Genomic DNA, 12838 nt, shown 5'->3' with positions numbered 1-12838 from the left:
ATGCTCAGGTGAAAAATCACCGTCAACCAATATTTGCCACCTGTAATTACAGCTGCGCGCCGATCAGGTCGGCCAGCTTGCCCGCCGCCTTGTCATGCAGGGGGCGGTTTTCCCACTGCTGCAGCGAGATCGGTTTGGCGCGCAGCCAGTCCTGTTCGAAGACTGCTTCCTGCTCCTTGGCGAAGGCCGGGTCGAGGACGTTCAGGTTGGCTTCATCGTTCAGGCTGAAGGAGCGGTTGTCGAAGTTGGTCGAGCCGACCGACACCAGCAGCGAATCGACCACCAGCGCCTTCACGTGGTACATGGTCGGCTGGAATTCGGCCATCTTGACGCCGGCGGCCAGCAGCTCGCCCCAGCGCTCGCGCGAGGCGGCGCGCACCACGTCCGAATCGATGATCTTGCCGGGCGTAATGATGCGTACGTCGACCCCGCGTTTCGCCGCCGCGACCAGGGCCTTCACCGCCAGTTCGTCCGGCACGAAGTAGGAGTTCGACAGGTGGATCGTGCGGCGTGCGGCGGTGATCGCCATCAGGTACATCAGGTGCATGCTTTCGCCGCCGCCGGTGATGGAGCTCGAGAACATCTGCGCCGGCATGTCGCCCTTGGCTGTCAGGGCCGGGAAGTATGCCTCGCCGTCGAGCACCTTGCCGGTCGCCTTGGTCCAGTTGTCGTTGAACACCGCCTGCATCTGGCCGACTACCGGGCCCTCGACGCGGAAATGACTGTCGCGCCAGTGGTCTTCGTCCTGGGCATGGCCGCGCCATTTGTCGGCGATGCCGACCCCGCCCGTGAAGCCGATGCGGCCATCGACGATCAGGAGCTTGCGGTGGGTGCGATTGTTCAGCCGGGCCAGCTTCCACCAGACCGGCTTGTGGTAGCGGTGCAGCTGCACGCCGGCCTGGCGCATCTGGTCCATTTCCGTGTCGCTGATTTTCATGCTGCCGATCCAGTCGAGCAGTACGTGCACCTTGACGCCGGCGCGCGCGCGCTCCGACAGGGCTTCCGTGAATTCGCGGCCGATCGCGCCGGACCAGTAGATATAGGTTTCGAAGGTGATCGTCTTCTTCGCTTCGCGGATCGCCTTCAGCATGGCGGGGAAGATCTGGTCGCCGTTGAGCAGGACTTCGACCTTGTTGCCTTCGACCAATGGCGGGCCGAGCAGCACGCCGAGGGAACGGCGGAATTGCGGATCATCCGTGTCGTACAGCCGCGTGAGCTGGGTTTCGATTTTCTTTTCGGTGGGCATGAAATTCAATGCCAGCAGGCCCACGATCACGGTAGCGATGCAGGCGAGGAATGCAACCATAGGACGTTTTATGCGCATGGGCGTTTATCAGGCAAAAAAAAACCAACGCCGGAAAGCGTTGGTTTTAGCGAAAGTACCGCACTGCTTAGCGGGCGCGGCCGCGACGCAGCAGATTGACGATGGCCAGCAGGATGACGGCGCCCAGGAAGGAAACCAGCAGCGACGAAACACTGAAGTCATCGGAGTTGATGGTGCCGGAGCCAAACAGCGGCGACAGCAGCCAGCCACCCAGGAAGGCGCCAACGATACCGACCACGACATTCAGGATCATGCCTTGTTCAGCGTCCGTTTTCATGACCATGCTGGCAAGCCAGCCGAGAATACCACCGACGACGATCCAGATAATGAATAACATGTTGATTCCTCCTCAAGTTGGAAAAACATACTCCAGGCCAATTGATTGATTGCCGAGGCCATGGGCAAAGTCTAGTGATGCGTACGTCCCCGGGTCGGTGCGGCAACGAACGTTAGACGCGCAAAGACCGGCGACGTTCTTTGATCGATGGAATGTCCGGGGTACGGTGCGTCAGCGAACAGAAGCGCACTGTTGGGCAGGCGTACCGTTGTCCTACTTGCATTGCCTGATTTTCAAAATACAACGCAACACGTGCTTCTGCACACCGACCTTGAGAGGACACACCATGAGCAGCTTCGACACCACCAAGACCAACCAGAATCGTATGGTTACCGGCCTGTTCCCGGACCGCGCCAGCGCAGAACGCGCCTACAGCGACATCTCGTCGCGTGGCTACACCAAGGACGACGTCAACCTGATGATGTCGGACTCGACCCGCAAGACCCACTTCAGTGACACCGAGACCGAACTGGGCAGCAAAGCGGCTGAAGGCGCCGGCGTCGGCGCCGGTATCGGCGGCACCATCGGCGCCGTGCTGGCCGGCGTGGCCGCACTGGGCACCAGCCTGGTGATCCCGGGCGCGGGCCTGGTGATCGCAGGTCCGCTGGCCGCAGCGCTGGCGGGCGCCGGCGCGGGCGGCATCACCGGCGGCCTGATCGGCGCACTGATCGGCGCCGGCATTCCGGAAGAGCGCGTCAAGCACTACGAAGAAGGCATCAACCAGGGCGGCATCGTGATGGGCGTGAACCCGCGTTCCGACGATGACGTCGAGTACCTGCAGAGCTCCTTCACCAAGCACGGCGGTTCGCACGTGATCGGCACCGGCATCGGCGCCGCCGCGGGCGCCGCCACCGGCGCCGCGATCGGCTCCGCTGCCGGTCCGGTCGGCACCCTGGCGGGCGCCGCGATCGGCGGCATCGCCGGCGGCATGGCCGGCAAGGGCGCCGGCGAAGTCGTGAACCCGAAAGCGGGCGACGACCTGGGTGAACACTACATGGCCAAGGGCGTCGGTGCAGGCACCGGCGCTGCGATGGGCGCTGCTGCAGGCGCCGTGGCCGGTCCGCTCGGCATGGCTGCCGGCGCTGCGATCGGCGGCCTGGCCGGCGGCGCTGCCGGCCGCGGTGCGGGCGAAGTCGTGAATCCGCACTCGGACGACCGCCTGCATGAGCACAACCTGGCCCAGGGCACCGGCGCAGCCGGCGGCGCGATGGCTGGTGCGGCCCTCGGTGCAGTCGGCGGCCCGATCGGCGCCGTCGCTGGCGCGGTGGCGGGCGGCATCGCCGGCGACATGGCCGGCAAGGGCGCGGGCGAAGTCGTGAACCCGAAACCGGGCGACCAGCTGCACGAGCATAACCTGGCCGGCGGCGTCGGCGCGGGCGGCGGCGCAGCCACCGGTGCGGCGCTGGGCGCGGTCGGCGGTCCGATCGGCATGGCTGCCGGCGCCGCGATCGGCGGCATCGCCGGCGGCATGGTCGGCAAGGGCGCCGGCCACCTGGTCAACCCGACCGAGGAAGACAACTACTGGCGCACCAACTACCAGACCCAGCCGTACTACTCGCCGGGCTACACCTACGACGACTACTCGCCGGCGTATGCACTGGGCTACAACAATGCCCGCCGCTACCCGAACTACGACCTGGCCGAGCCGCACATGGCCGATGAATGGGATCGCGTGAAGGGCCATTCGCGCCTGTCGTGGGAGCAGGCCAAGTCGGCCAGCCGCGCGGCCTGGGACAAGGTCGAGCGCACGATGCCGGGCGACCTGGATCGCGACGGCCGTTAATCGACGTAGGGGGCACCCCGTGCCCCGCGTGACGTAAAAAAAGCCCCGGCGCCTTGCGGCCCCGGGGCTTTTTCAATGGTGGGCGCGCAAATCAGTCGCCCGGACTGATTTGCCCCACCCTGCGTTCTTACTGCTTGACCGCTTCCACCTGGATCGCCAGCTTGACTTCCGGATTGAAGCCCATCTGGGTGCCGTAGGCAACGCCGAAGTCGCTGCGGTTGAAGGTGGCGGTGGCGTCGGCGCCGCACACTTCACGCTTGAGCATCGGGTGCTGGATGCACTTGAACTTGTCGATGTTCAGGGTGACCGGCTTGGTCACGCCGTGCAGGGTCAGCTGGCCGTCGACGCTGGTCGGCACATCGCCCTTGAACACCAGCTTGCCCTTGTAGCTCGCGGTGGGGAACTTGGCGACGTCGAACATCTCCGCCTTCTTGGCGTGCTCGTTCAGCTTGTCGTTGCCGAAGTCGATGGTGGTGGCGTCGATGGTGATGTCGACGCTGCCGCTCTTGGCCGCGCGGTCCACCACGATATTGCCTTCGGTCTTGTTGAACTTGCCGCGCCAGACCGACAGGCCGCCGAAGTGATCGGCCTCGAAGCTCGGGTAGGTGTGCGACGGGTCGATCGCGTAGGTGTCGGCGGCGAAGGCGCTGCTTGCGCAGACGGCTGCGAACAGGGCGATGCTCAGGTTCTTCAGTTTCATGTGGACGGCTTTCCTTGGTTGAGGTGATGCTGCTTACTGTCCCGCTGCAACGCGGAATTTGATGACGACTTCGTCGGCGACCATGCCGGTGTCCTGCCACTCGCCTTCGCCGACGTTGAACGCCAGGCGCTTGATCGGCAGCTGGCCTTCGAATACCTGCTTGCCGCCTTCAGGCTTGACGCTGAGCGGGAAGCTGACCTCTAGAGTCTTGCCCTTGATGCTCAGCTTGCCGGTGACGTTCAGCTTGCCCGCGCCGGCCGGCTTGATCGACGACGACACGAAACTCGCCTTCGGGAACTGGGCCGAGTTGAACCATTCCTTCTTCGCGATTTCCTTGTTGTAGTCGGCCTGGCCCATGTCGAAGCTGGCGGTATCGATGTCGACCCGCGCCGTCGCTTTTTCGGGATGCGCGGGGTCGTAGTCGATTTGCGCATTGAAGCGCTTGAAGTTCGACTCGACCGGCACGTTCATCTGCTTGAACACGGCCGAGACGCTGCTGTGGGCGACATCGGTCTTGAGCGGGGCGGCGTTCGCGATCAGCGCGACGCCGAGAAGGACGCCCGCCAGGGAACGGCCGACATTGGCACGGGTAAATTTCATTTTTTCTCCTTCAGAGGGAACGGCCGGGCAGCATGCGGCGCATGGTGCCGTCACGGTCGATGAGCTGGTGCTTGAGGGCGGCCAGCACGTGCAGGACCACCAGTGCGGCGAGCAGCATGTTCAGCCAGTAGTGCACCGGCTTCAGAATCTCGGCCAGCGCCGGATTCTTGGCGTAGAACACCGGCAGCTGGAACAGGCCGAAATACACCACCGGCACGCCGGCCGCCAGGGTGTACAGGTAACCCGAAATCGGCACCGCGAAGATCAGCAGGTACAGCAGGTGGTGCAGGCCGTGGGCGGCGCTTTTCTGCCAGGCCGGCATCGCGGCGGGCAGGGCCGGTGGGCGGTTCTTCAGGCGCCACAGAAGGCGCAGGACTGCCAGCAGCATGACGGTCACGCCGGCCCACTTGTGCCAGGAGTAGTAGCGCAGCTTGGTCGGCGAAAAGCCGGGGATGTCCGTCATCACCAGCCCGAGCGTGAAAGCGCCCACGATCAGCACCGCGATCAGCCAGTGAAGCGCGATCGCGGTCGTGGTGTAGCGTTCCTGCTGCTGCCGCTGCTGGTCGTGCATGGTCTCTCCGGAATTCATTCTTGTCGGAACAAGATCTTAACAAATAGCTGGTGTATTGATTCTGCTACTTTAACGGTTCCACCTTATGCAAGGAAGGCCGGTAAACGGATAACATTGTTCAGCTGGCGGGATAATAAGGGCGAACTCGTCCTCGAAGCTTCGTTCGAGCAACCTGTAGCATCCGGTCGAAGGTAAAATGCTGCCCGAGTCGATTTATCAATAATAATGGTCCGACATGATGATTTCCGTTAATAACCAATGAGTGTGCCCGTTTCCTGCCGCGTCCCCCCGGCGCCCCGCCTGTCCGTTCTTTTGCTGGGCATGGCTCTGGCCACCTGCGCGCACGCGGATGACCAGCATACGGGCGCCGAACGCCAGACGGATTTCGCCGACCTGTCGATCGAAGAACTGGCGAACATCGAAGTCACCTCGGTGTCCAAGCGGCCCGAGCGCCTGCAGGATGCACCCGCCTCGGTGTTCGTGATCACGGCCGACGACATCCGCCGTTCCGGCAGCCGCAGCCTGCCCGAAGCCCTGCGCCTGGCCCCCAACCTGGACGTGGCGCGCGCCACCAACACCGGCTACTACATCTCCGCACGCGGCATGAACGGCACCAGCAACAGCCCGGCCAACAAGCTGCTGGTGATGATCGACGGCCGCTCCGTGTATTCGCCGCTGTTCTCGGGGGTGTTCTGGGACGAGCCCGACGTCATGCTGGAAGACGTCGAGCGCATCGAGGTAATCAGCGGCCCGGGCGGTACGCTGTGGGGTGTGAACGCGGTCAACGGCGTCATCAACATCATTACCCGCCACAGCGCCGACACGCACGGCGACATGCTGGTCGTGCGTGGCGACCAGGACGGCGCCCAGGCCGCCTTCCGCCATGGCGCGGGCGGCCCGGAGCACAGCTGGCGCGTCTACGGCAAGGTGTTCGGCCTGGGGCGCAGCGAACTCGCCTCCGGCAAGCCGATCGACGACGCCTGGACGCAGGACCAGATCGGCTTCCGTTCCGACTGGGAGCGCGGCGACGACCGCTTCAGCGTGAACGGCAATGCCTGGCGCGGCACCCAGGGCCAGCCGGCGCCGGGACTCATCTCCGCGCCGGGCGCCAGCGCCGGCATCGACGACATCACCACGCGCGGCGCCAACCTGACCGGGCGCTGGGAACATGCCCTGGCCGGCGGCGGCAACGTCAGCGCCCAGGCCTATTACGACTACCGCTACCGCCAGGTGCCGCCGACCTTCACGGACGCGGTCGATCTCGCCGACATCCAGGTCCAGCACTCGCTCCCACGCCTCGGTGCGCACAGCATCGTGTGGGGCGGCGAGTACCGCTACAGCTGGGATCACGTCAGCAACAGCCCTTTCGTCGCTTTCCTGCCGGCCAGCGACCGCCAGGCCTGGGCCAGCCTGTTCGGCCAGGACGAGATCACACTGCGCGACAACCTGCGCCTGACGGCCGGCGCGCGCTACGAGCGCAATCCGTATACCGGCACCGAGTTCCTGCCGACCCTGCGCCTGTCGTGGCGCGTGTCGCCCGAACACTCGCTGTGGGGCGGCTACTCGCGCACCGTGCGCGCACCGTCGCGCCTGGACGTCGACGCCTTCATCCCCGGCGCGCCGCCTTACCTGCTGGCTGGCGGCCCGCGCACGCGCTCGGAAGTGGCGCGCGTGTTCGAGCTGGGCTATCGCGGCCAGGCCGGGCAGAGGATGTCGTATTCCGTCACGGCCTTCCGCAACCTGTATGACCACCTGCGCACCCAGGACCTCAGCAGCGACGGCCGCAACATCGTGTTCGGCAACCTGATGGAAGGGCAGGCCAAGGGCATCGAAGCCTGGGGCAGCTACCAGATGAGCGACGCCTGGCGCGTGAGCGCCGGCCTGACGGCGCTGCGGGAACGCTTCAACCTGAAGCCGGGCAGCAGCGACGCCGGCAGCGTGGCGACGACCGGCGCCGATCCGGCCTACACCGCCCAGCTGCGCTCCAACTACGCCTTCGACAGCACGCGCGAACTGGAAGTGGCGGTGCGCCGCGTCGGCGCTACCGGACGCCCGGCGGTGCCAGGCTACTCGGCGCTCGACCTGCGTTTCGGCTGGCGTTTTACGCCGGGCATGGAATTGTCGGTGATCGGGACCAACCTGAACGGCGGCCACCGGGAGTATGGCGTGGAGCAGTTCAGCAGCGAGGTCGGGAGGACGCTCGGGCTGAAGCTGGTGTGGCAGAGGTAATTCAGGGCCCCCGCCTGCGCGGGGGCGACGTTCGTAGGTTTGCGACTCAGATCGCCTTCGCCAGCTGGGCCGCCAGGCCCGTGTAGTTCGCCGGCGTCATCGCCAGCAGCAGGTCTTTCGCGTCCTGCGGGATCGCCAGCTTGCCGATGAACTCCTGCAGCGCGTCGCGGGTGATGCCCTTGCCGCGGGTGAGTTCCTTCAGCTGCTCGTACGGGTTCTCGATGCCGAAGCGGCGCATCACGGTCTGCACCGGCTCGGCCAGCACTTCCCAGTTCGCGTCCAGGTCCTGCTCCAGGCGCAGCGGGTTCACTTCCAGCTTGTTCAGGCCGCGCAGGCAGCTGTCGTAGGCCAGCAGGGCGTAGCCGAAGCCGACGCCGATATTGCGCAGGACCGTGGAGTCGGTCAGGTCGCGCTGCATGCGCGAGACCGGCAGCTTGTCCGCCATGTGGCGCAGCATGGCGTTGGCCAGGCCCAGGTTGCCTTCCGAGTTCTCGAAGTCGATCGGGTTGACCTTGTGCGGCATGGTCGAGGAGCCGATCTCGCCGGCCTTCAGCTTCTGCTTGAAGTAGCCGAGGGAGACATAGGTCCAGATGTCGCGGTTCAGGTCCAGCAGGATGGTGTTGGTACGCGAAATCGCATCGAACAGCTCGGCCATGTAGTCGTGCGGCTCGATCTGGATGGTGTAGGGGTTGAAGCTCAGGCCGAGGCGCTGCTCGATCACGTTCTTCGAGAACGCCTGCCAGTCGAAGCCCGGATAGGCCGACAGGTGGGCATTGTAGTTGCCGACCGCGCCGTTCATCTTGCCGAGGATCTCGACGCCTTCGATGCGCTTGACGGCGCGCTGCAGGCGCGCGACCACGTTGGCGAATTCCTTGCCGAGGGTGGTCGGGCTGGCGGTCTGGCCGTGGGTGCGCGACAGCATCGGCAGCTCGGCGTTGACGTGCGCGATTTCGGTCAGCTTCGCGATGATGGCGTTCAGGGCCGGCAGCATCACGCCGTCGCGCGCCGCTTTCAGCATCATGCCGTGCGAGGTGTTGTTGATGTCTTCCGAGGTGCAGGCGAAGTGGATGAACTCGCTGGCCGCGACCAGTTCCGGCACGTCCTTGACCTTCTCCTTCAGCCAGTATTCGACGGCCTTGACGTCGTGGTTGGTGACGGCTTCGATTTCCTTGATGCGGGCGGCATCAAGCTCGGAGAACTCGGCGGCCAGCTTGTCGAGCAGGGCGCCGGCGCCGGCCGAGAATGGCTTCAGCTCGGCGAAGCCTGCCTGCGACAGCGCCTGCAGCCAGGCGATCTCCACCTTCACGCGGTGGTGCATGAAACCGGCTTCCGACAGGATCGGGCGCAGCTTGTCGGTCTTGGCAGCATAGCGGCCGTCCAGCGGGGACAGGGCCGACAGGGTAGGAGAGGATGCAGTAGAGGTCATGGCAGGCGGGGATGGGTGCAAAAGCGCGATTTTACCACCTGGAGCCTGCCCGTCCCTGGTTTGTCAAGCCACATTTGGACAGCGTTGCATGCTTTCCCGGGCCGCGAACCGGGCCGCGATTGCAGCCGTGACCCGATGCTATACTGTCAGCCACTCCCCTAATCTGAGCATTTATGAAACTCATCGGTTCTGTCACCAGTCCCTATGTGCGCAAGGTGCGCGTCGTGTTGGCAGAGAAGAAGCTCGACTATGTATTCGAGCTGGAAAACGTCTGGTCGCCGGATACCAGAATTTCGGCGTCGAACCCGCTCGGCAAGGTGCCCTGCCTGGTCATGGAAGACGGCAGCTCGATGTACGATTCGCGCGTGATCGTCGAGTACCTCGATACGCTGACGCCGGTATGCAAGCTGCTGCCGGCCAACAGCCGCGACCGCGCCAACGTCAAGGTCTGGGAGGCGCTGGCCGACGGCGTCGGCGACGCTGCCGTGCTGGCCTACCTGGAACGCACCCAGCGTCCCGCCGAACTGCAGAGCCCGGCCTGGATCGAACGCCAGATGGGCAAGGTGCGCAACGGCCTGCAGGTCATGTCCGACAACCTCGGCGAGCAGGCGTTCTGCATGGGGATCCACTACACCCTGGCCGATGTCGCCGTCGGCTGCGTGCTGGGCTGGCTGTCCTTGCGCTTCCCCGATGTCGACTGGCGCGGCGCACACCCGAACCTGGCGCGCCTGTTCGACAAGCTGTCCGAGCGCCCCTCGTTCAAGGACACCGTGCCGGTGATCCCGGTGTGAGCACGACAGTGAGCAGGCCCGCGTCGACCACCATCGTGTTCGGCGAAGCACTGGTCGATGAATTTCCGACCGAGCAGGTGGTCGGGGGCGCGCCCTTCAACGTCGCCCGCCACCTGGCCGCCTTCATGGCGCCCGCCCTGATGATCACCCGCATCGGCAAGGACCGCAACGGCCAGGCCGTGCGCGGCGAGTTCGAGCGCTTCGCGATGAGCGAGGCCGGCCTGCAGTTCGACCCGATGGAAGAAACCGGCCGCGTGGTGGTCGAGCGCAACGGCCAGGAGCACCGCTTCCGGATCCTGCCGCGCCAGGCCTACGACTTCATCGACGCCGGCGCCGCCACCGCCAGCCTGGCGAAGGTGGATGCCGGCGTCGTCTACTTCGGCACCCTGGCGCAGCGGGAGCAACGCTCGCGCCGGGCGCTCGGCGCCGTGCTCGACGCCTTGCCGGACGCCAGGCGCTATCTCGACCTGAACCTGCGTCCCGGCCAGTACGAGGAAGGCACGGTCACGCGCGCGCTGACGGCGGCCGACATCGTCAAGGTCAACGAAGAAGAATTGCAGGCGCTGTTCCAGTGGTATTTCCAGATCGGCCCCGACGATGCGGCCCTGTCCACCGAGGAAGTGCACGCGGCCTGCCGCGCGCTGATGGATCGCTTCTCGCTGGAAACCCTGATCGTGACCCTGGGCCATCGCGGTTCGGTGGTGTTCTGCGCCGACGGCAGCCTGGTCGCGCACCGCGACAACCCGGCGCCGCCTTTCGTGATCGATACGGTGGGGGCGGGCGACGCCTTTTCGGCGATCTTCCTGCTGGGCCGCGCGCGCGGCTGGCCGCTCGAGCTGACCCTGGCGCGCGCCAACGAGTTCGCCGGCGCGATCTGCGCGGTCGCCGGCGCGGTGCCGCGCGACCTGAATTTCTACGACAAGTGGGTCAATCGCTGGCGCGAAGGGGCGCCGGCGATGCCGTCAGCGTTCACATCTCGCTGACATCCCCCATCTGGGACTGCAGGTAATTCTGGATGCCCACCTTGACGATCAGGTCGAGCTGGGTTTCCAGCCATTCGATGTGTTCCTCGGTGTCTTCGAGGATCTCCAGCAGCAGGTCGCGCGACACGTAATCGCGCGCCGCCTCGCAGGCGGCGATGCCGTCCTTGACGGTCTGCTGGGCGCCGCGCTCCAGCTTGAGGTCGCATTCCAGCATTTCCTGCGTCGACTCGCCGATCAGCAGCTTGTGCAGCGCCTGCAGGTTGGGCAGGCCGTCCAGCATCAGGATGCGGTCGATCAGCCGGTCCGCATGCTTCATCTCGCCGATCGACTCGTCGTACTCCTTCTTGCCGAGGCGGGTGAAGCCCCAGTGCCTGTACATGCGCGCATGCAGGAAGTACTGGTTGACCGCGGTGAGCTCGTTGGTCAGCTGCGCGTTGAGCGCGCGGATGATGTTCGGATCGCCTTTCATGGAATGCCCTTGTTTATTGTTAACTCTTCGACATCATAGCGTAGTTCGCACTCAGATCGACGCCAGTGCGACACCCCCGACCAGCAGCAGCGAGACCGAGGCAATCGCGATCCCGACCGTGCGCTTGCGGTTGGTAAGCGTCCACAGCACGATCCCGGACAGCGACAGCAGGATGATCGAACCGGCCAGTGTATCCACCAGCAGGATCCAGCCCACGCCCATGCCGACGCCCTTGTGCAGGTTGGTCAGGGTGGCGAAGACATTGTTCTCGTTACGCTTGAGGGTCACGTAGTTGTTGCCGACCCAGTACTCGGCCTGCACCCCGCCGGAGGGCGACGTGAAGCTGGCGCTCCAGCGCGCCGGCTGGACCAGGGCGCGGTCGCCCCAGGCGACGGGCCGGGCGGGTTCGAGCTTCACGCGCGCCGGATCGGGCTCGAGCTTCAGCGAACGCTTCAGCCAGGCGGCGAGCGCCTGTGGATCGGCCGGGGCCGGATCGGGCAGGGGGACCTGGACCGTGCTTTCCTGGCTCTGCACGGCCGGGATCTTGAGCACTGCGCGGTGGTTCAGCAGGATGCCGGTGCTGCCGAACAGGAGGCCGAGCACCGCGCCCCACAGGCCGATCCAGCCATGCATCTTGCGCAGCCACTTGACGGCGACGGCGCGGCGGGATGGCGTGGGAGGCGGTTGGACCGTGAAGGGATGCGGCGGCGTCCTCGGAGGGCGGAACGGGATGACGGGCATAGGACGGACGGGATGGCTACTTTGGAAGCTCCATGTTATCAGGACGCGCCACGCATCGGCCGGTTCGCGCATCGATATGTGCGCAGCAATCCACGGTTTGCGCAAGGGCTATTGCGCATAAAACTGACCGGCGTCGCTGGCGCCGCAGGCGCGGCGACGGCCGGGACGATTCGGGGCAGGCTCAGGTGGCCAGGCTGTGCGGGCTGCGGCGCAGCTCCGTGACCGTGGTGGCCGATTCGAGGTGTTCGTGCATGACCTGGCGCGCATAGCTGACGCATTTGCCGCAGCAGGTACCGACGCCGAGTTCCTTGTGCAGCTCGGCCATCGAGCTCAGGCCGAGGTCGACGGCCTGGCGGATTTCACGGTCGGAGATGTTATTGCAGACGCAGACGATCATGTGGTTTCCAAATAGTCTATAATGCGAATCATTCTCATTAAGTTTTGTATTCTCCAGAAGTCGGCAGCTGAATGCAAGCGTTTTTGTTGCGCAATGTTGTGGCCTTTTGACTGAACTGGGCAGAAGTAGACAAAGCGCAAATAGAAATAATTCGCATTTAGGTTTATGATGCTCACATGTCTCATCAGCGCTGCATCCGAACTCGATTGGAAGCGACACCATGACTCTTGCAACTACCCTCACCACGCTCGAATCCCTGAAGGCCGGCCAGAGCGCCACCGTGATCCACCTTGCGCCCAGCCATGGCCATGGCGACGACGGCGCCGACGTCTCGCGCCGCCTGATGGAGCTCGGTTTCGTGCCGGGCGAACGGATCCGCATGCTCAAGCGCGGCCTGCCGGGCGGCCCGGTTGCGGTCAAGGTCGGCCAGTCCACGTTTGCCCTGCGCCGTTTCGAAGCGGCGTTGATCTCGATTCAGCCGGAATAA

General features: G+C 65.0%; 14 protein-coding genes. 5 read left to right on the top strand and 9 right to left on the bottom strand.

Going from position 1 to position 12838, the window contains the following annotated elements:
• Positions 1 to 46: 46 nt before the first annotated feature.
• Both AM586_RS13525 and AM586_RS13520 read right to left on the bottom strand, forming a co-directional pair.
• Positions 47 to 1306 carry a phosphatidylserine/phosphatidylglycerophosphate/cardiolipin synthase family protein gene (locus AM586_RS13525; protein WP_047826746.1) on the bottom strand — a complete coding sequence of 420 codons (1260 nt, stop codon included), beginning with the start codon at positions 1304 to 1306 and terminating at the stop codon, positions 47 to 49.
• A gap of 85 nt (positions 1307 to 1391) precedes the next feature.
• Entirely contained in the window at positions 1392 to 1661 is a 270-nt protein-coding gene (locus AM586_RS13520; protein WP_047826747.1) for a GlsB/YeaQ/YmgE family stress response membrane protein, read from the bottom strand.
• A gap of 286 nt (positions 1662 to 1947) precedes the next feature.
• Between AM586_RS13520 and AM586_RS13515 the strand changes: the two genes are divergently transcribed.
• The gene (locus AM586_RS13515) at positions 1948 to 3444 is read left to right on the top strand and encodes a hypothetical protein (protein ID WP_047826748.1); all 1497 of its coding nucleotides are present in this window, start codon (positions 1948 to 1950) and stop codon (positions 3442 to 3444) included.
• 127 nt (positions 3445 to 3571) lie between these two features.
• Here AM586_RS13515 and AM586_RS13510 read toward each other — a convergent pair whose 3' ends face one another.
• Genes AM586_RS13510 through AM586_RS13500 form a run of 3 tightly spaced genes read right to left on the bottom strand, consistent with a single transcriptional unit; the run spans position 3572 to position 5315 of the window.
• Entirely contained in the window at positions 3572 to 4144 is a 573-nt protein-coding gene (locus tag AM586_RS13510) for a YceI family protein (protein WP_047826749.1), read from the bottom strand.
• Between the two features lie 33 nt (positions 4145 to 4177).
• A complete protein-coding gene (locus AM586_RS13505; RefSeq protein WP_047826750.1) occupies positions 4178 to 4744 on the bottom strand; it encodes a YceI family protein in 567 nt (188 codons plus the stop codon).
• 10 nt (positions 4745 to 4754) lie between these two features.
• A complete protein-coding gene (locus AM586_RS13500; RefSeq protein ID WP_047826751.1) occupies positions 4755 to 5315 on the bottom strand; it encodes a cytochrome b in 561 nt (186 codons plus the stop codon).
• A gap of 321 nt (positions 5316 to 5636) precedes the next feature.
• Between AM586_RS13500 and AM586_RS13495 the strand changes: the two genes are divergently transcribed.
• Complete coding sequence (locus AM586_RS13495) at positions 5637 to 7544, top strand: TonB-dependent siderophore receptor (protein ID WP_052234491.1); 1908 nt, start codon at positions 5637 to 5639, stop codon at positions 7542 to 7544.
• Between the two features lie 46 nt (positions 7545 to 7590).
• On the opposite strand, the gene purB is transcribed toward AM586_RS13495, so the two are convergent.
• Positions 7591 to 8970, bottom strand: a complete 1380-nt coding sequence (gene purB / locus AM586_RS13490; protein WP_047826753.1) for an adenylosuccinate lyase — start codon at positions 8968 to 8970, stop codon at positions 7591 to 7593.
• Positions 8971 to 9143: 173 nt separating this feature from the next.
• Here purB and AM586_RS13485 point away from each other — a divergent pair, with 173 nt between their 5' ends.
• Both AM586_RS13485 and AM586_RS13480 read left to right on the top strand, forming a co-directional pair.
• Positions 9144 to 9761: a glutathione S-transferase family protein gene (locus AM586_RS13485; RefSeq protein ID WP_047826754.1), complete on the top strand. Its 618-nt coding sequence runs from the start codon at positions 9144 to 9146 to the stop codon at positions 9759 to 9761.
• Between the two features lie 8 nt (positions 9762 to 9769).
• Positions 9770 to 10744 (top strand): PfkB family carbohydrate kinase, encoded by a 975-nt coding sequence (locus tag AM586_RS13480; RefSeq protein ID WP_052234486.1) that lies wholly within the window; start codon positions 9770 to 9772, stop codon positions 10742 to 10744.
• Here the strand turns inward: AM586_RS13480 and bfr are convergent.
• From bfr to AM586_RS13465, 3 genes are all read right to left on the bottom strand, one after another.
• Positions 10731 to 11213 carry a bacterioferritin gene (gene bfr / locus AM586_RS13475; protein WP_047826755.1) on the bottom strand — a complete coding sequence of 161 codons (483 nt, stop codon included), beginning with the start codon at positions 11211 to 11213 and terminating at the stop codon, positions 10731 to 10733. The genes AM586_RS13480 and bfr overlap by 14 nt on opposite strands.
• A 51-nt stretch (positions 11214 to 11264) precedes the next feature.
• Entirely contained in the window at positions 11265 to 11954 is a 690-nt protein-coding gene (locus AM586_RS13470; protein ID WP_052234487.1) for a PepSY-associated TM helix domain-containing protein, read from the bottom strand.
• 181 nt (positions 11955 to 12135) lie between these two features.
• Positions 12136 to 12351: a bacterioferritin-associated ferredoxin gene (locus AM586_RS13465; RefSeq protein ID WP_047826756.1), complete on the bottom strand. Its 216-nt coding sequence runs from the start codon at positions 12349 to 12351 to the stop codon at positions 12136 to 12138.
• Between the two features lie 220 nt (positions 12352 to 12571).
• Here AM586_RS13465 and AM586_RS13460 point away from each other — a divergent pair, with 220 nt between their 5' ends.
• Positions 12572 to 12838, top strand: a complete 267-nt coding sequence (locus tag AM586_RS13460) for a FeoA family protein (protein ID WP_052234488.1) — start codon at positions 12572 to 12574, stop codon at positions 12836 to 12838.

This window comes from Massilia sp. WG5, assembly GCF_001412595.2.
Classification (GTDB): domain Bacteria; phylum Pseudomonadota; class Gammaproteobacteria; order Burkholderiales; family Burkholderiaceae_D; genus Telluria.
Note: the sequence above shows the minus strand (reverse complement) of the source record. Positions and strands in the feature narration are given on the sequence as shown.